The sequence below is a fragment of the Micromonospora sp. NPDC000668 genome, assembly GCF_042897975.1.
Taxonomy (GTDB): Bacteria; Actinomycetota; Actinomycetes; order Mycobacteriales; family Micromonosporaceae; genus Micromonospora.
In genome coordinates this window covers 1,257,010-1,275,264 of the sequence record NZ_JBIAYP010000002.1, presented here as the reverse complement: position 1 = coordinate 1,275,264, position 18,255 = coordinate 1,257,010, and the positions used below count along the sequence as shown (strand labels likewise).

Below are 18,255 nucleotides of genomic sequence, written 5' to 3'. Positions count from 1 at the left end.
ACATAGGAGGCGCGGTGGCCCACGTCGAACTTTCGCTGTCGGAAGTGTTCGTGCCGGCGGCGCGGGCCTCGACAGAGGCGGAGTCCGACAACTTCGGCCACTGGTCCTCGACAGTCTGCCGGGCCGATGAGCCCTGCCTGCTGATCGATGCCGACACCCGGGTGGTGGCGATCTCCACCGCCGGCTGCGAGCTGCTCTGCCTGGGTGAGCCGGACGGCCTGATCGGGCGACCGCTGCTCGACGGTGGGCTGCGCCTGCTCGACTTCACCGCCAACCGGGGTGTGCTGACCGAGGCCGAGATCGACAAGATCCCGCCCCTGCTGGCGCTCTCCTCCGGCCGGCTCGCCCGCGGGCTGCTCCGGGTGCAGGCGGCCTCGCCCGACAGCTCCGACGCGACCGTCGACGCGATCTCCACCCCGGTGCTCTCCGACGGAGACGTGGCCGGCTCGCTCACCTTCTTCTCCGAGGTCTGACCTGCGACGGAGTGTGTCGTTCGCCGCACGCGGCGATAGTGGGGTGGGTCCGCGGTGAGGCCGTAAGGTGCCCTCATGCTCGATATCGCTCTGCTGCCGGGGGAGTACGCCGTGTGCCGGTTGGCCGCCGGCTCCGCCCTGCCGTACGCGCTGTCGAGCGGGCTGGGCAGCGCCGACGTGGTCACCGTGAGCTGGACCGCCGACGGGATCTCGGTGATCTGCCCGGCTGACCGGGCCCCGGCGCAGGCCGTGGTGGAGACCGCCTGGCGGTGTCTGCGGGTCGCCGGCCCGGCGTACCTCGCCGGCACCGGCACCCTGGCCGCGCTGGTCGACCCGCTCGCCGAGGCCCGGGTCAGCGTGGTCACGTTCTCCACCTTCGACACCGACTACCTGCTGGTGCCGGCCGTCCGCCTGACCGAGGGCACCGCCGCGCTGGAGCGCGCCGGGCATCGCGTCCTCGGCTGAGCTTCACCCGGCCGGCCGCTCCCCCTACGATGGGCTCGGCCACCCCGGCCACGACGACGTTTCCGATGTCCCGAGGATCGGCCCGTGCCGTTCGCCCCGCCCCGCCACGCGTCCGCCCCACCGTGGGCGACGACCCGCGTCCCACCGGCCACCCGTAAGCAGACGGCCGTCCGCCACCGGGCGGTGACCCGTGCGCTACCCGCGACCCGCGTCCTGCCGGTGGCGCTCGCGCTGCTCGCGATCGGGGCGCTGGCCGGCTGCGGCGCCCCGCCCGAGCTGCGCGGTCCGGCCGCCCTGCCGACCGGCAACGGAGCCTCGACGGCACCCGGCCCGACCGGCACCCCGAGCACCGTGCCCACCACCGTGCCGACCGGACCGCCGATCGGCGGGGTCACGGCCACGCCGGACGCCGGGCTGGTGGCGACGGCCTGCCGGAACGGGCCGACCGGGCAGCGGGTGGTGCAACTGCTGCGCGGCCGGGCCGCCGTGCTCCCGGACAACGTCCGGGTCAAGGTCCGCACAGGGCCGCTCTGCGCCGCCGACTGGCAGTACACGGTGTTGGAGGTGACCGGTCACGAGGAGCTTCAGGTGGTCACCCGCGGCCGGCCCGACGCGCCGGAACTGGTCACCGCCGGCACCGACGTGTGCACCATCGAGGTACGGGCCGCCGGTCCGGCCGGGATCCGGACGCTCGCCTGCGACGCCGGTCCGGCCGTCGGGCCGGGTGCGTAGGCTGGTCGGCATGCCGGGAACACCGCCGACGCGCTTCGTCTACCTCGGTCCCGAGGGCACCTTCGCCGAACAGGCCCTGCGCACCGTCCCCGCTGCCGAGCGCGGCAGCCGCACGCCTGCCCGCAGTGTCGGGGAGGCTCTGGACTGCGTCCGGGCCGGCGACGCCGACGCCGCGCTGGTGCCACTGGAAAACTCGATCGGCGGCGCGGTCGGCGTCACCCTGGACGAGATGGCCGAGGGCGAGCCTCTGGTGATCACCCGGGAGGTGATCCTGCCGGTGGAGTTCGTGCTCGGTGCCCGGCCGGGCACCTCGCTGAGCTCGATCCGCACCGTGGCGGCCCATCCGCAGGCGTCCACCCAGTGCCGGGGCTGGCTGCGCGACCATCTGCCCGACGCGGTCGTGGTCGACGTGCTCTCCAACGGCGCGGCCGCCGCCGGCGCCGGGTCCGGCGAGTACGACGGCGCGATCTGCGCGCCGATCGGGGCGACCCGGCACCGCCTCGCGGTGCTCGCCGACAAGATTGCCGACCACCCCGACGCGGTGACCCGGTTCGCGCTGGTCTCCCGTCCCGGGCCACCTCCGCCGCCGACCGGCGACGACCTCACCTCGCTGGCGATCTACATCGCGCACGACCGGGTCGGCGCGCTGCTCTCGGTGCTGATGGAGCTGGCCGTCCGCGGGGTCAACCTCACCCGGATCGAGTCCCGCCCGACCGGCGAGGCGCTGGGCCGGTACGTCTTCTTCCTGGACTGCACCGGGCACGTGGCCGACGTACGGCTGGGCGAGGCGTTGCAGGGGCTGCGCCGGGTCTGTGCCGACGTGGTCAGCTCAGCAGACCGCCGAGCAGCCCGCCCTCCTGCTGCTGCGCGCCGCTGCCCATGATCGGTGGCTCCTCGGACGGCTGCACCACCACGAAGCCCTGACCGGCGAAGCTCATCGTGAACGACTCACCGGTGCGCCGGCCGAGCAGCGTGCCGAGGCCGAGCTGCTCGGCCCGGTGGTAGCCGGTCTGGAGGTTGGCCGACCAGCAGACCGCGGCCTGCGGGTCGACGTAGGTCGGAGCGTCCACGTTGAGCACCACCGGAGTGCCCTTGGTGGTGATGGCGATCCGGCCGTACCCGCTGAAGACGCAGTTGAACAGGCCGGACGAGGAGCTCATCCCGGCGCCGCCGACCATCCTGATGTCGTACTGGAGGGTCGAGTCGAAGGCGAGCACGCTGGAGCCGTTGATGGAGAGGGCGTCGCCCGGCTCCAGGTCGATGATGTGCACGTCCTTGGCCAGCTCGGCGAGGAAGACGTCACCCTGGCCGGAGACCTTCATCAGCGGGACGCCCTCGCCGGTGAGCTTCTGCTTGAGGAACTTGCCGAGCCCGCCGGAGCCCAGCGCCTGGAACTGCACCTGCCCCTGGTAGGCGACCATCGACCCGACCCGGGCCATCGCCTCGCCGTTGAGCTCGATCTTCAACATCTTGGAGTTCTGCAGCCGCATGCCGGCCTGTGCGGACTCCTTCTCGAGATTCTCCGAGGAGAACAGCTCGCTGCGCATGAAACGTGCCTCCTGAAAGGGTCGCGGTCGCTGCACCGACGGTAGGCGACCCGGGCAAGATGGCGCATCGGCTGAGCGGCGGGTCGGCCGGGACGGGCCGGGCTCAGCCCCAGCCCAGCGCGTGCAGCCGCGCGTCGTCGATGCCGAAGTGGTGGGCGATCTCGTGCACGACAGTCACCGCCACCTCATCGACGACGTCCTCGTCGTTGTCGCAGATCCGCAGGATCGGGCGACGGTAGATGAAGATCCGGTCCGGCAGCACGCCCGCGTAGTCCCAGCCCCGGTCGGTGAGCGCGTGCCCCTCGTACAGGCCGAGCAGGTCGGGCTCGCCCCGCGGCGGGTCGTCCTCGACCAGGATCACCACGTTGTTCATCAGGTTGAGCAGTTCCCCGGGCACCTCGTCGAGGGCGTCGGCGACCAGTTCCTCGAAGCGCTCGCGGTTCATCTCAACTGGCACCTCACCCATTGTGCCCGAGGGAACCGGCCGATCCGGGTCACGATCCGCGACCCCGATCGAGATCCGCGCGTTCACGGAGAGAGCGGCCGCCCGAGGATCGGGCGGCGACTCCTTCCGTGAACGGACGGCGTACGGGTCGGGCGGTTCAGGAGGCCAGGCGGGCGGTGAGGGTGATCTCGGCGCCCGGCGAGAGCAGGCGGGAGATCGGGCAGTTGGCCTTGGCGGCCTCGGCGAGCTTCTGGAACTCCGCGTCGTCGATGCCCGGCACCTGGCCGACGGTCTCCAGGTCGATCCGGGTCACGGTCATCCCGGCGTCGGTCTTGTCCAGGTGGACCTTGGCCGTGGTCTCGACCGAGGTGGGCGTCGAGCCGGCGTCGGCGAGAGCCTTCGAGAACGCCATCGAGAAGCAGCCGGAGTGCGCGGCGGCGATCAGCTCCTCGGGGTTGGTGCCCTCGCCCTCCTCGAAGCGCGACTTGAAGGAGTAGTTGCCCGACAGGCCGCCCTTGCCGGTGCGGACGGTGCCGGAGCCCTCGGTGAGGTTGCCCTGCCATTGTGCGGATGCGGTACGGATTGGCATGACCCGAACGCTAGCGGAAAGGCGACCTCCGGGCGACCGACCGGCACCGACGCCCGCCCTGCGATTCCCGTCACGATCGGCCGGCTGTGAAATGATTCGGCCCAGGCCCGCGACCGGCGGAAGGATGGCCGATGTCCGAGGAGCTGCCGATCCCCCGGCAAGGTGACCGGTCCGACGGCCCTGCCGTGATCGAGTGGGGTGCTGTCGAGCCGGCCCCGCGGCGTCGGTTCGGCCGATCCCTGGCCGGCCTGACCCGTGACCCGCGGGTACCCCTGCTGCTGGCTGGGCTCGGCGCGGTGGCCGGGGTCGCCTCGCTGGTCGGCGAGTGGCTCGTGATGACCGTGCCGGATGGCGGGCCCGACGGGAACACCGCGATCGAGGTGCCCGCCGGGTTGTCCGAGGTCGGCGGTTTCGGGGTCGGCTATCTGGTGGGGTTGCTCGGTCTGGTCTGCATCGTGGCACTGGCGCTGCGGGGCACGGCGGCCGTACGGCCGAACGCCCGGTTGGCCGGGCTCACCCTGGCCGGAGCCCTGCTGGCGCTGCTGGTGGCCGCCGTGGCGACGCTCGACGACCCGGCTCAGCGGAGCCTCCTCTACTCGTCCCAGGACGGATTCCGCGCCGAATACGGTCGCGGCCTGGTGATGGCGTTCGTCGCCTGCGTGCTGCTCGGTGTCGCGCTGCGGCTGGCACCGGCCGCCCCGGCCGCTCCAGACGCTCCAGACGCCGGGCCGGCGGAGGGCGACCGGGCTGGGGACGACGGGACGGGACGAAGCTGGCGCCGCCGCCGGGACCCCGACCCGATCGACGAGGACGGCCGCCCCGCGCCGGCCGACCTGACGGTCACCTCGGCGGTCCCGTTCGCCCACCCCGAACCCCCGAGCTGAGCAGCACGGGTCCGGGCCCCCGAGGCCCCGTTGGGCGGTCTCGCCCGCACTGCGTGTTTCTGCGATCCGGGGCACCGACGGTGCCCCGGCCGTTGGCGCCCGATTCGCCTGGAAGCCATGGTTGCGACCCGTTCCGCGAGATACGGTTGCTGCCCGCCGTCACGCCGGGTCTCGGCACCAGTACCGCACGGCAGGCTGCGACGGCGGCGGGCGAAGGAGGAACGATGACCCGCCCGGGACTGCCCAAGCTGATCGCGACCGACCTCGACGGGACGCTGGTCCGCAGCGACGAGACCGTCTCCGCGTACACCCACGGGGTGCTCGACCGGGTGCGGGCCGCCGGAATTCCGGTGGTTGGCGCGACCGGACGCGGCCCTCGGCTGACCGAGCTGACCCGCAACGACATCCGGGCCGCCGACTTCCTGGTGATGGCCGGCGGCGGGCGGGTGGTTGACCAGAGCGACCCGACCGGCCCGGTGGTGCTCCGTGATGAGCGGCTGGCCGGTGAGGTGCTGGCCCGGCTGCTCGCCGACCTGGAGGCCGAGGTCGGCCCGCTGACCGTCATGGTCGAGGCGTCCGACGAGCACGACGCCCCGCTCTGGGGTGACTACCACGCGAGCTGGCCGTACCAGGACCGGTTCGAGGCGCGCAGCCGCGCGGAGTGCCTCTCCTGCGACGTGATCAAGGCGTTCGCCCGGACGGCCGACCACCACGTGGACGAGCTGCTGGCGGTGGCCCGTCGGATCGTCCCGCCGCAGGTCGCCACGCTCACCCAGGCCGGGCTCGGCTTCATCGAGATCTGCCCGCCCGGCGTCGACAAGGCGACCGGGCTGACCGTGGTGGCGCAGACCCTCGGGGTCGACCCGGCCGACGTGCTCGTCTTCGGTGACATGCCCAACGACCTGCCGATGTTCGGGTGGGCCGGCTGGTCCCGGGTGGCGGTGGCCAACGCGCACCCCACCGTCCGCCTCGCCGCCGACGAGGTGACCCTCCGCAACGACGACGACGGGGTGGCGGTGTACCTGGACCGACTACTGTCCCGGTGATGGAAGAGACGCCGCGACTGATCGCCACCGACATCGACGGCACGTTGATCCGCGACGACCACACGGTCAGCGCGCGCACCGCCGACGTGCTGGCCCGGATCGTCGCGCAGGGCACGCCGGTCGTGCTGGTCACCGGCCGCCCGGTCCGCTGGCTCAAGCTGGTGTACGAGCAACTGGCCGAGCCGCTGCCGGCGGTATGCGCCAACGGCGCCGTGGTCTACGACCCGGTACGCGACGAGGTGCTGCGCGCCGACCCGCTCGCCCCGCAGCACCTCGCGGAGGTGGCCGAGCGGTTGCGGGCCGAGGTACCCGGGATCGCCTTCGCGGTGGAGATCCTGGACAGCCGGGAGATGCGCCACGAGGAGCGGTACCCGCTGCGCTGGGACGCCGACCACGAGGCGATCCGGCCGGTACGAACGCCGGAGGAACTGCTGTCCGTCCCGGCGGTGAAGCTGCTCGTGCGGGCCGGCGAACAGGACCCGGACGCCTTCGCCGAACTGGTCGCCGTGGCGGTGGCGGGGCTGGCCGAGGCGACGCACTCGTCGAACTCCGGGTTGGTGGAGATCTCCGCGGCCGGGGTGACCAAGGCGGCCGGGCTCGACTGGTACTGCGACCGGCTCGGCGTGGCCGCGGCGGACGTGCTGGCCTTCGGCGACATGCCCAACGACGTGCCGATGCTGACCTGGGCCGGGCGGGGTGTGGCGGTGGCCAACGCGCACCGCGCCGTCCTGGCGATCGCCGACGAGGTGACCGCGGCGAACTCCGAGGACGGCGTGGCGGCGTACCTGGAAAAGATCTTCGGGGTGGACTGACCGGGCCGGGGCCCGGCAGGTCAGAGGTACTGACCGGTGCTGTGCCCCTCGCCACCGGCCGGCTGGCCGATGCCCGGCATCCCAGGCACGATCCCGCCGGGGCCGCTGGGCAGCGCCTGCCGGCCGGAGCGCATCTGCTCCAGTTGGACCCGGGCGGCCATCTGCTGGGCGACCAGGGCCGCCTGGATGCCGTGGAACAGGCCCTCCAGCCAGCCGACGAGCTGGGCATGCGCGATCCGCAGCTCACTCTCGCTCGGGGCCTTGTCCTCGGTGAAGGGCAGCGAGAGCCGCTCCAGCTCGTCGCGCAGCTCGGGGGCCAGGCCGTCCTTGAGCTCGACGATGGACCGCTGGTGGATCTCACGCATCCGGTTGCGGCTGGCGTCATCCAGCGGGGCGGCCTTGACCTCCTCCAGCAACTGCTTGATCATGCTGCCGATCCGCATCACCTTGGCCGGCTGTTCGACCAGGCGGGTCGGATCCTCGCCCTGCCCCTCCTCGGTCTGCATCGTGCCGATCGGCCGTCCGTCCGGGCCGACCACCACCACGGTGCCGGAGTGGCCGGAGTCGTCGGGGCCGGGCTCGTCGTTCTGTCCAGCGGAGCGCGCTTCGGTCATGGGGTCCATCTTTACCCAGCGAGCGCGACCCATGCCGGTCGGGACCGACTCCCGGGACCGAACCACCCGGGCGGGGCGCGCTACGGTTCGCGCCATGCCTGCCGACCCGCGCGCCGTGCTGACCCGGCCCGCACCGGAGCCGCACCGGACCGTGGCGTACGGCGACCACCCGGACCAGGTGGCCGACCTCCGGCTTCCGGCCAATGCCGGGCCGGCGCGACCGCTGGTCGTCGTGGTGCACGGTGGCTTCTGGCGGGCCGAGTACGACCGGCGGCACACCGGGCCGCTGGCCGCCGCGCTTGCCGCGTGCGGGTACCCGGTGGCGCAGCTTGAGTACCGGCGCACCGGGCAGCCGGGCGGGGGTTGGCCGGGGACGTTGACCGATGTGCTGACCGGGGTGGCCGCGCTGCCCGGGTTGGCGGCCGAGGCGCTGCCCGACCGAGTGACCCGGGCCGCGCCGATCCTCATCGGTCACTCCGCCGGCGGCCAGCTGGCGCTGTACGTTGCGGCCACCGCGCCGGGGACGGTGGGCGGGGTGCTCGCCCTGGCCCCGGTGGCCGACCTGGCCGAGGCGTACCGGCGGGATCTGGACTCGGGCGCGGTGGCCGCGCTGCTGGGCGGCGGCCCGGCACAGGTCCCGGATCGGTACGCGGCGGCCGATCCACGGATGTTGGTGCCGACCCGAACACGGACAGTAGTTCTACATGGTTCGGCGGATCAACAGGTGCCGGTGGTGATGAGCCGGGACTTTGTCACAGCAGCCCGTGCGGCGGGATCCGATATCTCCCTTGTTGAGCTGCCGGAATGCGAGCATTTCGGGCTGATAGACCCAGAGTCCCCGGCCTGGCCCCGGGTTTTGGATGTGTTGCGGTCCCTACACGATGATCAATAGCCATTGACGCAGCGTCGCGGAGCAGGTAGAACGCCGGAGGGGCCGTGTTCTGCCCTGCAACGCTCCTGGAAGGAACTCGGTGTCGCAGATGAATCGCAGGCGGGCGCTCCAACTGTTGGCCGCGCTCGGTACGACCGGATTCGCCGCCGGGTGCGGCTCCGACAGCGAGGCCGACCCGACCGCCAACCTGAGCCCGGTCAAGATCGGTCTGGTCACGCCGCAGTCCGGCGGGTTCAAAAGCATCGGCGACGACATCACCAACGGCTTCCAACTCTTCCTCGACCTGCACGACCAGCGGCTCGGCGGGCACCCCGTGAGCCTGCTGACCGCCGACGAGGGCGATGACGCGAAGAGCGGCAAGGCCGCCGTCGACGACCTGCTCAAGCAGGGCGTGCTGGCGCTCACCGGGGTGGTCAACTCGTCCGTGATGGTCGCCATCCGGGACACCGTGGAGCAGGCCCGGGTCCCGCTGATCGGCTCCAACGCCTCACCGAGCAGCCTGCAGAGCGTCTTCTACATCTGGCGGACGTCCTACGTGCTGGACGAGGCCGGCCGGGCGCTGGGCCGCTACCTTCGTGACAAGCTGCCGGCGAACGGCCGCGTCGCGATCATCATGCCGGAGAACGTCGGCAGCTCGGACGTGGTGCGGGGCTTCCGGCAGGAGTTCGGCGCCACCGACCCGCGGATCGCCGACCCGGTGACCTACACCAACGGCACGCCCGACCCGAGGAAGTCCACCTACGTCGCGGACATCAACAAGGCGCTTGCCAAGAGGCCGACCGCGGTCTTCTGCTTCTTCGCCGGTGCGGCCGCCGTGGAGTTCATCAAGCAGTTGCGCGAGGAGTACTCCGGACCGGTCTACGCACCCGGCTTCCTCACCGAGGGCACCGTGCTGGAGAGCCTGAAGAACGACGGGCTGGGCATCCAGACCGCCCTGAACTACTCGGCCGACCTTAACAACACGTCCAACCGGGTCTTCGCCTCGTCCTACCGCAAGAAGTACCAGGTCACGCCGACCACCTACGCCATGGCGTCGTACGACGCGGCGCAGGTGCTCGACCAGGCGATCCGGCTGACCGGCGGGAAACCCAACTCGCAGCAGGTCAACCTGGCGCTGGGCAAGATCGGCCAGATCGACAGCCCACGCGGCATCTGGCAGTTCAACCAGCCGCGCACCCCGCAGCAGAAGTGGTACCTGCGCGAGGTGCAGCGGGACGGTCAGGTCATGTCGAACGTGCTGATCAACGAGCTGGCCACGCTGGGCTGACCGCCCACCGAGCGCGATCAGGGGCCGACTTCCCGGGCGGGAGGTCGGCCCCTGACGTACGCGGCGGTGTTCGGATCAGTGCCGCAGTTCGGCGATGCAGCACTTCACGCTGCCGCCGCCCTTCTTCAGCTCGGCCAACTCGACCGGGACCGGGTTGTAGCCAGCGGCCTTGAGCTTGCCGGCCAGCCGGGTGGCCTCGCTGTTGAGCACCACGTTCGCGCCGTCGCTGACCAGGTTGAGCCCGAACGTCATAGCGTCTTCGTCGTCGGCGATCACCGCGTCCGGGAAGAGCTGGGTGAGCACCCGCTGGCTGGCCGCGGAGAACGCGCCGGGGAAGTAGACGACGTTCGAGTCGTCGATGGCGGCGAGTGCCACGTCCAGGTGGTAGAAGCGGGGATCGACCAGGCGCAGCGACACCACCGGCCGGCCCAGCGCCTCCTGCGCCTCGGCATGCGCCGGCAACTCGGTGCGGAAGCCGTGCCCGGCCAGGATGAGCCCCCCGTGCGCCTCCGGCACGTACGCGAAGTCACCCTCGCCCTCGTTGGTCTCACTCGGGGCGATGAAGCGCCAGCCCTGTGACTCGTGGAAGGCACGGTGCGCGGCGGCCTCGGCGGCCCGCTGCTCGTGCTTGAACCGCGCGCCGTACACGCTGCCGTCCACCATGAAGGCACCGTTGGCGGCGTAGACCATGTCGGGCAGGCCCCGCTCAGGGGTGAGCAGGTGCACCTCGTGGCCGAGGGCGACCAGCGTCTCGCGCAGCCGGTCCCACTGCTTGACGGCCAACTCCCGGTCGACCGGGGTGGTCACGTCCATCCACGGATTGATGGCGTACTCGACCGCGAAGTGCTCGGGCGAGCACAGGAGATATGTCCGCTTTCGCGGGACTCGCTGCTGGTTCACGGTCACCAAGAGTAGGTACCGTTGAACTTTGGTAACAGCCACAACCATTGCTTCCCAGAGGCGGAACGTTGCAGATAGACGCGGTAGACCAGCGGATCATTGCGTTGCTCGTCGCCGACGCCCGTGCGTCGTACGCCGACATCGGCACCCGGGTGTCACTCTCTGCCCCGGCGGTCAAGCGCCGCGTCGACCGGCTACGCGCGACCGGCGTGATCAGGGGATTCACGGCCGTGGTTGATCCGGCCGCCGTCGGGTGGACCACCGAGGCGTTCGTCGAGCTGTTCTGCGCCGGCCGGACCACCCCGGCGCAGATCGGCGTGGCCGCCCGCCGACACCCGGAGGTGGTCGGCGCGTACACCGTCTCCGGCGAGGCGGACGCGCTCGTGCATCTGCGCGCCGCCGACATCGCCCACCTGGAGGCCGCGCTGGAGCGGCTGCGCGCCGAGTCGTTCGTGACCTCCACCCGGAGCACCATCGTGCTCTCCCGCCTGGTCGAATCCCCCGGCGTTGGTCCCTCCAGCCGTTGACCTTGACCTCAAGCCCGGTTGAGGAGTTGAGATGGTCGTGGCGTGTGGGCACCACGCCCACCCACCACGGCCGAGGAGGATGTCATGCGGGCAGTCTGGTTACGTGAGTTCGGCGGGCCCGAAGCGCTGGTACCCGGCACGGCACCCGACCCGACACCCGGCCCCGGCCAGGTGCTGATCGACGTCGCGCACGCGAACATCACCTTCGTCGAGACCCAGCTGCGCTCCGGCCGCCCCGGGCCGTTCCGGGTCACCCCACCGCTGATCCCCGGCAACGGTGTCGGCGGGGTGATCGCCGCCGTCGGGCCGGACGTCGACCCGGCACTGACCGGGCGGCGGGTGGTCAGCGCCACCGGCGGCTCCGGCGGATACGCCGAACGCGCGGCGGTGGACGCGTCCGCCCTCTTCGAGGTGCCGGCCGGACTGGCGCTGGACGCCGCGGTGGCGCTGCTGGCCGACGGACGTACCGCCACCATGCTGGTCGACGCGGTCGGCGTCCGCCCCGGCGACCGGGTGCTGGTGGAGGCGGCAGCGGGCGGCGTGGGCAGCCTCCTGGTGCAGCTCGCAGCCCGGGCCGGCGCGCGGGTGATCGGTGTGGCCGGTGGGCCGGGCAAGGTGGACCTGCTGCCCGGGCTGGGTGCCGAACTGGCGGTCGACTACCGCGTGCCGGGCTGGGCCGACCGGATCCCGGACGCGGTGGGCGGGGTCGACGTGGTGCTCGACGGGGTCGGCGGGGCGGTCGCCCGGACGGCGTTCGAGCTGCTGACCCCGGGTGGCCGCATGGTCAGCTTCGGGTTGGCCAGCGGCGAGTGGTCCCCGGTGTCGGCGGAGGACGCCACGGCCCGGCAGATCACGCTGGTCCGGCCGGACGTGCCGCCCGCGCGGATGCGGGCGTACACCGATCAGGCGCTGGCGGACGCGGCGGCCGGCCGGCTCCGACCGCTGATCGGCCAGCGCTTCCCGCTGGAGCGTGCCGCCGACGCGCACGCCGCCATCGAGTCCCGCGCGACAGTCGGCAAGACCCTGCTGGACGTCTCCTGAACCGCGCTCAGAGGTACATGCCGGTACGGTGCTCGGACTCGTCGCGGCGGACCGGCTTGTCGCCCTCGCTGAAGAACCGCTTGCCGCCGAACTCGCCGTGCAGCCGGTCGTCCAACTCGTCGGCGAGCCCGGTCATCACCTGCACCGCCAGCATGAGGTGGGTCGCCTGGAAGTTGCGGCCGAAGACCGGGATGGACGCCCAGACCGTGTCGTCGGCGCAGTAGAGGCGGCCGATCGGCATCCGGTTGGTCAGCTCGGAGAGCCTCACGTAGAGCCGCTCGGTCGGCTCGACCTCGGTGAGCACCGGGGAGAGGACGTCCACCAGGGGCGGGTTGTCCCGCACCCGGACGAAGACCATCGCCGAACCGGCGCGGATGTTGATGTCCCCGTCCGAGTCGACCTGCAACCGGTCGCTGTCGGACTTCAACATGGTGGAGACCACGGTGCGGACCCGATCGGCCAGGTCGAGCACGTCGTCCCGCTCGACCTGCGAGGCAGCCGCCTCGGCCAGCGCCTCCTCCAGGTCCCCCTCGACGTCGGCGTCCGGGCCGAACTCGCTGCGCGCGGTGCCCAGCGGCTCCACGGCCAGTGGCTCGCCCTCGGCGTCATGCACGATGTAGACGAGGAACGCCGGGTGCGGGGCACCGTAGACGTCGCGCAGCGTCCGGGCGAGCAGCGCGGCGATCCGGGCCGCCTCCGCCGTCGTACCGTCCAGCCCGAAGGAACCGCCGGAGCCGGCCACCACCCCGGGCGGGGACCAGCCGAGCGCGATCATGTCCGCCACCGCGGCGCGGTCCAGCCGGTAGCCCGGCGGCAGGGTGGCGTTGCCGACCGCCCGGGCGGAGAACGAGCCGTCGCCGTCCACGTCGACACTGATCGAGTAGACGGCGTCCCCGGTCCCGGAGGCGGTGGGGTCCAGGGTCAGCTCAAGGTGCGCGTCGGCGGGCAACTCCCGCAGTCGTACGGCGAGCGCGCGGGCGAACTCCCGCCACGCCTCGGTCACCTTGGCCCGCAGGTCTGTGGTGCTGGGCTCGTCGAGCAGGATCGACTCCGCCGGCTCGGCTGTACCGCCGGGCAGCTCACCGTCCGGCGCCGAGGGGTGGTCAGCCGTCATGATCGCCTCCGTCCGTCACGATCACCCTACCCACGTCGCCTGACGGCCCGATCAGCCCGGACCGGGATCGGACAACGGCATCGCGCGGCAGTGCTTTCGCCCCCGAACGGCTGCCCGGCCGGGGTGCGGAGAAGCACCTGCTCCGGCTGCCGCCCGAAGGTCAGGACGCCGTCGGATCGGCAGGGTCGGCGCCCAACTCGACCGGCCAACTGCCCGCCAGTGCGCTGAGCCGGGCCGCAGCGTCCGCCGGGTCGGCTCCCCGGCCCACCGCCAGCCCGAGCAGGTACGCGGAAACCGGCGCCCCCGGCCGCAGCACCTGGTGGGCGACGTCGCGAGCCAGATCCAGCACCGCCGGCACGGGCACCTGGGTCGGGTCCAGGTCCAACTCGGCGCAGGCCGCCGTGACCCAGTCGTCCATCACCGTCATCGCGCCCACTCCTCCGCCCGGCGTACGTCCTCGTCAGTGTCGCAGTCGAACCAGGGCGGCGGGCCGTCGCCGGACCAGGGCACCTCCCGGATGACGAGGTCGGCCAGCAGCGCCCGGACGGGAGCCCCGGCCAGAGTGCCGCCCCGCTCGGCCGCCAGCCGGTCCAGCCCGGCCCGCAGCGCGGCGACCCGCCACACCCCGCAGAGCGACTGCCGCCGCCCGTCCGCGTCGACGAAGCACGCCCCATCAGGCAGGCTGGCGTCGGGTTCCTGGGCGGGAGGGCTGGTGCCGCCTGCCGGGGCGAGGTGGGCCGTGCCGCCGGCTGGTGCGAGGTGGGCCGTGCCCCCGGCCGGTGCGAGGTGGGCCGTGCCACCTGCCGGGGCGAGGTGGGTCAGCAGCTCGCCTATCGCGGCGCGGGTGAGTAGCGGCAGGTCGGCGGCGAGCAGCGCGACCAGTGTCGTACCGGGGTCGAGCAGCGCCAGCCCGGCCGCCGTCGCGGCGACCGGTCCCCCGCCGGGCGGATCCTCCCGGGTGACCCGCACCCCGTCCGGGACGGCGTCGGCCGGGCCGACCAGTACCCGCGGCGCGGCATCGGCAACGGCGGCCAGCACCCGGTCGCGCATCGGCCGGCCGCCGACCGGGAGCGCGGGCTTGTCCACCCCGCCCATCCGCCGGGCGGCCCCACCCGCGAGCACCACGGCGGCGTATGTCCCCACCCGGCCACGGTAGCCGTGCCGACGCCGGTCCGGTGGCCGGTGCCGGCTGCCCGAGCCCGGTGGCCGGTGCCGCTGACCGGTGCCCCGTGGCCGGTGGCGGCGATCTTCTCCTGCAGGCGCAGGACGCCGTGCAGCAGCGCCTCCGACGCCCGATGCCGAATGCCCGGTGGTGGCCGGTGGCCGTGCGGGCGTACCGGCGCGGGGTGCAGGATGGCGGGATGGGACGGGCGACTGACCGACGGGGCGTACTCCGGATCGACCTGGACGCGATGGCCGACGGGCGCGGGTCCGTCCGCCGGCCGGACAGCCTGGCCGTGGAGGAGCCGCTGGAGATCCGGGTCGGCGCGGCCGGTCCCGGCCGGCGACGGCCGCTCGCGGTCACCATGCGCACGCCCGGGGACGACCTGGACCTGGCCATCGGGTTCCTGCTGACCGAGGGGCTGATCCGGTCGACCGACGACGTGCTCACCGCCCAGCTCTGCGCCGGAGCGGAGACACCGAACACGTACAACGTGATGGACGTGGTGCTCGCCCCCGGCGTGCCGGAACCGACCACCGACCCGTCTCGCAACTTCTACACGACCAGTTCCTGCGGGGTCTGCGGTAAGGCCAGCATCGACGCCGTCCGCACCCGCTCGCTGTTCCCGGTCGCGGCCGATCCGCTCACCGTGCCGGCCGCCCTCCTCGCCGAACTGCCCGACCAGTTGCGCGCTGCCCAGCGCGGCTTCGACCGGACCGGCGGGCTGCACGCGGCGGGGCTGTTCACCGCCGCCGGAGAGCTGGTGGTGCTTCGAGAGGACGTGGGCCGGCACAACGCCGTGGACAAGGTGATCGGCTGGGCGGTGCGGGAACGCCGGCTGCCGCTGGCCGGGCACCTGCTGCTGGTCTCCGGCCGGGCCAGCTTCGAGCTGACGCAGAAGGCGTGGATGGCGGGGCTGCCGCTGCTGGCTGCGGTCTCCGCCCCGAGCACCCTCGCCGCGGAACTGGCCGACGAGGCCGGGATGACACTGGTCGGGTTCCTGCGCGGCCGGACCATGAACGTCTACGCCGGCGCGCACCGGATCACGGTGGAGCAGCCGGCCTGACGCGGGCGGATCGTCAGCGGCTGAGCAGGTCGAACAGCTCCAGCCGGGCTGCGGCGTCGCGGGCGATCAGGAACCCGACGATGCCGAGGAGCCAGCCCAGCGCGCTGCCCGCCTTCGTGATGATCCAGGCGTTCAGCCGGGCCAGCACCGGCTCGACCAACGCCGGGCGGGCCACCCTGGCAAGCAGCAACAGCACCGCCGGCAACACCATGACCAGGCAGTATCCGGCGAGCAGGGCCACCACGGTCGCCGTGCCGACCCCCGAGGTGGCCAACAGGCCCACCGCGCCGAGGTACGGGAGCATGGTCGCCACCTCGGCCAGGGCGGCGAGCAGCGCGAGCCCGGCCAACCAGCGAGCGGAGGAGTCCCCCGCGGTGGCCCGGTCCCGCCAGCGCAGCACGCCGCCGGTACGCGGGCGCCGTTTGCCGTCGTAGCGGAAGCTGAGCGCGAGAAGCGCCACGCCCAGGACGAGTTGCGCCCAGAGCACACCGCGGTTGTCCGTGGCCCCGCCCAGCACGTCCGCCAACCTGCTGCCACCCCACACGAGCAGCAGCCCGACCGCGAGGTAGAAGGCGGCGATCGTCCCGAGATAGGTCAGGATCCGCCGGACGCTGACCGGCCCGGGCGCGAGCAGCAACCAGACCGGGATGAAGAGGGTGCCGATGCTGGTGCTGTCCACCAACGCCAGCCCGGCCAGCGACAGCAGCAACGCGACGGTCATGTCGTACCGGTACGGAGTTCGGACACGAGATCATTGTCCGGTGGTGGCTGCTCCGCCGAGTCGGCCGTGGACAGGAGAGACGCGTACATCGTTCGACGGACGCGTCAGTCAAGTTCAAGAATGCTCCACGTGGCCGGCAGTACCTTCGCCGCCTCCTTGGGCTGCGCGGTCGCGTAGTGCGCCCGGTAGGTGAGCGCCGCACGGGCGGCGTGGCCGAGCGAGATGTCGCCGTCGACGGCGCGGGCCAGCATGCCCGTGGCTCGGACGTCGTCGGCGTCGAGTGGCAGCAGGCGGACCACCGGGGCGGTCATCAGCAGGGCCAGCAGCGCGGCGCCGACCTCGTCGGCAGTGCCCGCGTACGCGGCCGCCAGGCAGGCGGCGGGGACGGCCACCTGCCGTCCCTCGTCGGCGACCTCCGCCATCAACTCACCCACCGAAACGTTGCCCTCGGCGTAGGCGGTCAACGCGGACGCGTCCAACACAGCCGCGATCCGATCACTCATCCGGCGTCACCCAGCATCCGCCGCCCCTCAGCCAGGGCGTCCGCCGGGATGGGCGTCGCCAGCCGCCCCCGCCATCGCGCCTTGCCCGCCTCGGTGACCTCGATGCCGGCTCGCCGCAGCACCTCGTCGAGGTGCGCGCCGGCCATCTGGGCCCGGACCGCCGCGGTGATCGCGGCCGAGACGTTGGGCTGCCGGTCGAGCCAGTCGGCGACATCGTCGGGGAGACTGACGGAACGTTTCGCGGTCATGTCAACAAGCCTAGCGAAACCGGTAGCACCGGCGGTGCTACCGGCCGGGGTGGGCGCTGGGCGTTGCCGGTCAGCGGCGGCCACGTCGGCCCCGCTTGTGGGGACGGACCACGCCGGGCAGGCCGACGGACGGCCAGCCGTCCAGCTCCGATGGGGGCACGCCGCGTCGGAGCAGGTCGTCCAGGAGCAGGGCCAGCGAGTAGTCGGGGTGCAGGCTCAACGCACGCTCCAGCGCGACCGCGGCCAGTGCCCCCTGCCCCGCCCGCCAGGCGGCGAACGCCAGCAGCGCGCCAGGCGCGGCGGTCAACCCCGGCTCCGCCCGGCGGAGCACGTCGGTCCAGAGGGCGATGTCCCGGTCCCGACCGTCGGTGCGTTCCCAGGCGTGGTCGCGGATCGGCAGGTGGGTCAGCAGCAGGCTCAGCCAGGCCACCTCGTCGTCGTCGAGCCGCTCGCCGCGCCGCTGCCGGCGCTGCGCCTCGCGGACCGCCGCCACCCCGGCGGAGCGCAGCGCCCGGCCGCCGAGCAGGTCGCTCGCAGGCGCCTGCTCGACCAGCTCGGTCAGTCGCCGCTCAGCCCGGACGGTGGCCGCGCGCAGCGCGTCCCGGGCCGGGCCGTCCACCGGCGACACCTGTGCCGCAAGGGCGGCCCGGTCGGGGAGCGCGACCTGGCCGGCGAAGACCGCCGAGGCGGTCACCGGGTTGGCCGCCGGGTCGTAGCGCCGGCCCTCGGGCGGGCAGCAGTCGGCCTCGGCGCAGAGGTAGGACCACCAGCGACCATCGGTCACCCGCAGCGCGTCGAGCACGTCCAACCCGGCGCCGGTCAGGGCGGCGCGCACCGCGTCCACGCTCGGCGTCACCCGGTCGGGCGGCCCGTAGCCGACCACGGTCGCCGCCTCCGCGCCCTGCCGGTGGATCACCCCGGCCAGGTGCTGGGCTCGCTCGACCGGGTCGGCCGACGGATCGGGCAGGTCGGCGCGGGCGGCGAAGATGATCTGCCGTCCACGCAGCGCCACCGCGACCACGCTGTCGGCGGGGTGGAAGCCGAGCAGGTACGGCACGGCGGCGAGCAGGTCGGCGGGTGAGCGGACGGCGAGCCGGGGGCGTTCGGTCGAGGTCATGCCGGGAGCCTGCGACGCGGTGGTACGGCTTCGCCGCCCCTGTGGACGACACGCGAGTTATCCACAGTCACTCACCGTGTTGTCCCTGCT

At 72.9% G+C, this 18,255-nt stretch carries 24 protein-coding genes; 12 read left to right on the top strand and 12 right to left on the bottom strand.

What is annotated here, in order from left to right; translation table 11 throughout:
• Positions 1 to 14 precede the first annotated feature (14 nt).
• The 4 genes from ACFY29_RS15510 to pheA all read left to right on the top strand — a co-directional run bounded on the left by ACFY29_RS15510 (position 15) and on the right by pheA (position 2,553).
• Positions 15 to 473: a hypothetical protein gene (locus tag ACFY29_RS15510; RefSeq protein WP_386986358.1), complete on the top strand. Its 459-nt coding sequence runs from the start codon at positions 15 to 17 to the stop codon at positions 471 to 473.
• A gap of 75 nt (positions 474 to 548) precedes the next feature.
• On the top strand, positions 549 to 938 hold the full coding sequence (locus tag ACFY29_RS15505) for an ACT domain-containing protein (protein ID WP_386986356.1): 390 nt from the start codon (positions 549 to 551) through the stop codon (positions 936 to 938).
• Positions 939 to 1,151: 213 nt separating this feature from the next.
• Complete coding sequence (locus ACFY29_RS15500; RefSeq protein ID WP_386986802.1) at positions 1,152 to 1,670, top strand: hypothetical protein; 519 nt, start codon at positions 1,152 to 1,154, stop codon at positions 1,668 to 1,670.
• 10 nt (positions 1,671 to 1,680) lie between these two features.
• On the top strand, positions 1,681 to 2,553 hold the full coding sequence (gene pheA / locus ACFY29_RS15495) for a prephenate dehydratase (protein ID WP_386986353.1): 873 nt from the start codon (positions 1,681 to 1,683) through the stop codon (positions 2,551 to 2,553).
• On the opposite strand, the gene ACFY29_RS15490 is transcribed toward pheA, so the two are convergent.
• From ACFY29_RS15490 to ACFY29_RS15480, 3 genes are all read right to left on the bottom strand, one after another.
• Complete coding sequence (locus tag ACFY29_RS15490; RefSeq protein ID WP_328421879.1) at positions 2,495 to 3,217, bottom strand: AIM24 family protein; 723 nt, start codon at positions 3,215 to 3,217, stop codon at positions 2,495 to 2,497. The two genes, pheA and ACFY29_RS15490, sit on opposite strands and share 59 nt — an antisense overlap.
• Before the next feature lie 103 nt (positions 3,218 to 3,320).
• A complete protein-coding gene (locus ACFY29_RS15485; RefSeq protein ID WP_355601243.1) occupies positions 3,321 to 3,683 on the bottom strand; it encodes a metallopeptidase family protein in 363 nt (120 codons plus the stop codon).
• A gap of 136 nt (positions 3,684 to 3,819) precedes the next feature.
• Complete coding sequence (locus ACFY29_RS15480; protein ID WP_328421883.1) at positions 3,820 to 4,251, bottom strand: OsmC family protein; 432 nt, start codon at positions 4,249 to 4,251, stop codon at positions 3,820 to 3,822.
• A gap of 131 nt (positions 4,252 to 4,382) precedes the next feature.
• Between ACFY29_RS15480 and ACFY29_RS15475 the strand changes: the two genes are divergently transcribed.
• The 3 genes from ACFY29_RS15475 (at position 4,383) to ACFY29_RS15465 (ending at position 6,993) form a co-directional block, all read left to right on the top strand.
• Positions 4,383 to 5,135 carry a hypothetical protein gene (locus tag ACFY29_RS15475; RefSeq protein WP_386986348.1) on the top strand — a complete coding sequence of 251 codons (753 nt, stop codon included), beginning with the start codon at positions 4,383 to 4,385 and terminating at the stop codon, positions 5,133 to 5,135.
• Between the two features lie 224 nt (positions 5,136 to 5,359).
• The gene (locus tag ACFY29_RS15470; protein ID WP_328421887.1) at positions 5,360 to 6,181 is read left to right on the top strand and encodes an HAD family hydrolase; all 822 of its coding nucleotides are present in this window, start codon (positions 5,360 to 5,362) and stop codon (positions 6,179 to 6,181) included.
• Positions 6,181 to 6,993 carry an HAD family hydrolase gene (locus ACFY29_RS15465; protein WP_328421889.1) on the top strand — a complete coding sequence of 271 codons (813 nt, stop codon included), beginning with the start codon at positions 6,181 to 6,183 and terminating at the stop codon, positions 6,991 to 6,993. Before ACFY29_RS15470 ends, ACFY29_RS15465 begins: the two co-directional genes overlap by 1 nt.
• 20 nt (positions 6,994 to 7,013) lie before the next feature.
• Here ACFY29_RS15465 and ACFY29_RS15460 read toward each other — a convergent pair whose 3' ends face one another.
• Positions 7,014 to 7,616 carry a bacterial proteasome activator family protein gene (locus ACFY29_RS15460; RefSeq protein ID WP_328421891.1) on the bottom strand — a complete coding sequence of 201 codons (603 nt, stop codon included), beginning with the start codon at positions 7,614 to 7,616 and terminating at the stop codon, positions 7,014 to 7,016.
• A gap of 85 nt (positions 7,617 to 7,701) precedes the next feature.
• On the opposite strand from ACFY29_RS15460, the gene ACFY29_RS15455 reads away from it, so the two are divergent.
• Both ACFY29_RS15455 and ACFY29_RS15450 read left to right on the top strand, forming a co-directional pair.
• Positions 7,702 to 8,499 carry an alpha/beta hydrolase family protein gene (locus tag ACFY29_RS15455; protein WP_386986343.1) on the top strand — a complete coding sequence of 266 codons (798 nt, stop codon included), beginning with the start codon at positions 7,702 to 7,704 and terminating at the stop codon, positions 8,497 to 8,499.
• A gap of 79 nt (positions 8,500 to 8,578) precedes the next feature.
• Entirely contained in the window at positions 8,579 to 9,766 is a 1,188-nt protein-coding gene (locus ACFY29_RS15450; RefSeq protein WP_386986340.1) for an ABC transporter substrate-binding protein, read from the top strand.
• Between the two features lie 75 nt (positions 9,767 to 9,841).
• On the opposite strand, the gene ddaH is transcribed toward ACFY29_RS15450, so the two are convergent.
• On the bottom strand, positions 9,842 to 10,675 hold the full coding sequence (gene ddaH, locus ACFY29_RS15445; protein ID WP_328421897.1) for a dimethylargininase: 834 nt from the start codon (positions 10,673 to 10,675) through the stop codon (positions 9,842 to 9,844).
• 59 nt (positions 10,676 to 10,734) lie between these two features.
• On the opposite strand from ddaH, the gene ACFY29_RS15440 reads away from it, so the two are divergent.
• Complete coding sequence (locus tag ACFY29_RS15440) at positions 10,735 to 11,193, top strand: Lrp/AsnC family transcriptional regulator (RefSeq protein WP_328421899.1); 459 nt, start codon at positions 10,735 to 10,737, stop codon at positions 11,191 to 11,193.
• Between the two features lie 84 nt (positions 11,194 to 11,277).
• Positions 11,278 to 12,234 carry a zinc-binding dehydrogenase gene (locus ACFY29_RS15435; RefSeq protein ID WP_386986336.1) on the top strand — a complete coding sequence of 319 codons (957 nt, stop codon included), beginning with the start codon at positions 11,278 to 11,280 and terminating at the stop codon, positions 12,232 to 12,234.
• Between the two features lie 7 nt (positions 12,235 to 12,241).
• On the opposite strand, the gene ACFY29_RS15430 is transcribed toward ACFY29_RS15435, so the two are convergent.
• The 3 genes from ACFY29_RS15430 to ACFY29_RS15420 all read right to left on the bottom strand — a co-directional run bounded on the left by ACFY29_RS15430 (position 12,242) and on the right by ACFY29_RS15420 (position 14,491).
• Positions 12,242 to 13,348, bottom strand: coding sequence for a hypothetical protein (locus ACFY29_RS15430; RefSeq protein WP_386986334.1), 1,107 nt, complete (start codon positions 13,346 to 13,348; stop codon positions 12,242 to 12,244).
• A gap of 160 nt (positions 13,349 to 13,508) precedes the next feature.
• A complete protein-coding gene (locus tag ACFY29_RS15425) occupies positions 13,509 to 13,775 on the bottom strand; it encodes a DUF6457 domain-containing protein (RefSeq protein ID WP_328421905.1) in 267 nt (88 codons plus the stop codon).
• Positions 13,772 to 14,491 carry a molybdenum cofactor guanylyltransferase gene (locus ACFY29_RS15420; protein ID WP_386986331.1) on the bottom strand — a complete coding sequence of 240 codons (720 nt, stop codon included), beginning with the start codon at positions 14,489 to 14,491 and terminating at the stop codon, positions 13,772 to 13,774. The genes ACFY29_RS15425 and ACFY29_RS15420 overlap by 4 nt, the downstream gene beginning before the upstream one ends.
• Before the next feature lie 218 nt (positions 14,492 to 14,709).
• Here ACFY29_RS15420 and fdhD point away from each other — a divergent pair, with 218 nt between their 5' ends.
• The gene (fdhD, locus tag ACFY29_RS15415; protein ID WP_386986328.1) at positions 14,710 to 15,576 is read left to right on the top strand and encodes a formate dehydrogenase accessory sulfurtransferase FdhD; all 867 of its coding nucleotides are present in this window, start codon (positions 14,710 to 14,712) and stop codon (positions 15,574 to 15,576) included.
• 13 nt (positions 15,577 to 15,589) lie between these two features.
• Here the strand turns inward: fdhD and ACFY29_RS15410 are convergent, their stop codons facing one another.
• The 4 genes from ACFY29_RS15410 to ACFY29_RS15395 form a co-directional block, all read right to left on the bottom strand.
• Positions 15,590 to 16,297, bottom strand: a complete 708-nt coding sequence (locus ACFY29_RS15410; protein ID WP_386986325.1) for a GAP family protein — start codon at positions 16,295 to 16,297, stop codon at positions 15,590 to 15,592.
• Positions 16,298 to 16,401: 104 nt separating this feature from the next.
• Positions 16,402 to 16,800, bottom strand: coding sequence for a hypothetical protein (locus tag ACFY29_RS15405; RefSeq protein ID WP_328421913.1), 399 nt, complete (start codon positions 16,798 to 16,800; stop codon positions 16,402 to 16,404).
• On the bottom strand, positions 16,797 to 17,048 hold the full coding sequence (locus tag ACFY29_RS15400) for a hypothetical protein (RefSeq protein WP_328421915.1): 252 nt from the start codon (positions 17,046 to 17,048) through the stop codon (positions 16,797 to 16,799). Before ACFY29_RS15400 ends, ACFY29_RS15405 begins: the two co-directional genes overlap by 4 nt.
• A gap of 70 nt (positions 17,049 to 17,118) precedes the next feature.
• A complete protein-coding gene (locus ACFY29_RS15395; protein ID WP_386986321.1) occupies positions 17,119 to 18,165 on the bottom strand; it encodes a DUF4192 domain-containing protein in 1,047 nt (348 codons plus the stop codon).
• Positions 18,166 to 18,255: the final 90 nt, after the last annotated feature.

Coding starts and splice junctions, on each gene's coding strand:
- ACFY29_RS15505 (WP_386986356.1), top strand. CDS start 549: ATGCTCGATATCGCTCTGCTGCCGGGGGAGTACGCCGTGTGCCGGTTG.
- pheA (WP_386986353.1), top strand. CDS start 1,681: ATGCCGGGAACACCGCCGACGCGCTTCGTCTACCTCGGTCCCGAGGGC.
- ACFY29_RS15490 (WP_328421879.1), bottom strand. CDS start 3,217: ATGCGCAGCGAGCTGTTCTCCTCGGAGAATCTCGAGAAGGAGTCCGCA.
- ACFY29_RS15485 (WP_355601243.1), bottom strand. CDS start 3,683: ATGGGTGAGGTGCCAGTTGAGATGAACCGCGAGCGCTTCGAGGAACTG.
- ACFY29_RS15480 (WP_328421883.1), bottom strand. CDS start 4,251: ATGCCAATCCGTACCGCATCCGCACAATGGCAGGGCAACCTCACCGAG.
- ACFY29_RS15475 (WP_386986348.1), top strand. CDS start 4,383: ATGTCCGAGGAGCTGCCGATCCCCCGGCAAGGTGACCGGTCCGACGGC.
- ACFY29_RS15470 (WP_328421887.1), top strand. CDS start 5,360: ATGACCCGCCCGGGACTGCCCAAGCTGATCGCGACCGACCTCGACGGG.
- ACFY29_RS15465 (WP_328421889.1), top strand. CDS start 6,181: ATGGAAGAGACGCCGCGACTGATCGCCACCGACATCGACGGCACGTTG.
- ACFY29_RS15460 (WP_328421891.1), bottom strand. CDS start 7,616: ATGGACCCCATGACCGAAGCGCGCTCCGCTGGACAGAACGACGAGCCC.
- ACFY29_RS15455 (WP_386986343.1), top strand. CDS start 7,702: ATGCCTGCCGACCCGCGCGCCGTGCTGACCCGGCCCGCACCGGAGCCG.
- ACFY29_RS15435 (WP_386986336.1), top strand. CDS start 11,278: ATGCGGGCAGTCTGGTTACGTGAGTTCGGCGGGCCCGAAGCGCTGGTA.
- ACFY29_RS15430 (WP_386986334.1), bottom strand. CDS start 13,348: ATGACGGCTGACCACCCCTCGGCGCCGGACGGTGAGCTGCCCGGCGGT.
- ACFY29_RS15425 (WP_328421905.1), bottom strand. CDS start 13,775: ATGACGGTGATGGACGACTGGGTCACGGCGGCCTGCGCCGAGTTGGAC.
- fdhD (WP_386986328.1), top strand. CDS start 14,710: ATGGGACGGGCGACTGACCGACGGGGCGTACTCCGGATCGACCTGGAC.
- ACFY29_RS15410 (WP_386986325.1), bottom strand. CDS start 16,297: ATGACCGTCGCGTTGCTGCTGTCGCTGGCCGGGCTGGCGTTGGTGGAC.
- ACFY29_RS15405 (WP_328421913.1), bottom strand. CDS start 16,800: ATGAGTGATCGGATCGCGGCTGTGTTGGACGCGTCCGCGTTGACCGCC.
- ACFY29_RS15400 (WP_328421915.1), bottom strand. CDS start 17,048: ATGACCGCGAAACGTTCCGTCAGTCTCCCCGACGATGTCGCCGACTGG.
- ACFY29_RS15395 (WP_386986321.1), bottom strand. CDS start 18,165: ATGACCTCGACCGAACGCCCCCGGCTCGCCGTCCGCTCACCCGCCGAC.